Genomic DNA, 326 nt, shown 5'->3' with positions numbered 1-326 from the left:
AATGAGCATATTGCCGCCCTGCAGGCGATCCACCGTCAGTTTGGCGATACGGTCAATATCATTGTGCCGATGGGCTACCCGGCGAATAACGACGCTTATATCGCGTCGGTGCGCCACGCCGGGCTGGCGCTTTTTAGCGCTGACAACCTGCGCATCCTTGATGAGAAAATGGATTTTGATGCCTATCTCGGGCTGCTCGCGCAGTGCGATCTGGGCTATTTCATTTTTGCCCGCCAGCAGGGGATTGGCACGATGTGCCTGCTGATCCAGGCGGGCGTGCCCTGTGTGCTTAACAGGGAAAACCCCTTCTGGCGCGATATGGTGGC

Annotated in this window: 1 protein-coding gene; it reads left to right on the top strand. The window is 57.4% G+C overall.

Annotation, left to right across the window (positions count from 1 at the left end):
* On the top strand, window positions 1-326 hold a 326-nt coding region (locus MN204_RS20430), incomplete at both ends, for a TDP-N-acetylfucosamine:lipid II N-acetylfucosaminyltransferase family protein (RefSeq protein ID WP_249872898.1).

This window comes from Oceanobacillus saliphilus (assembly GCF_023522835.1).
Taxonomy (GTDB): Bacteria; Bacillota; Bacilli; order Bacillales; family Amphibacillaceae; genus Oceanobacillus; species Oceanobacillus saliphilus.
The sequence above is the reverse complement of the archived record's forward strand: the minus strand, read 5'-3'. Positions and strand labels throughout refer to the sequence as shown.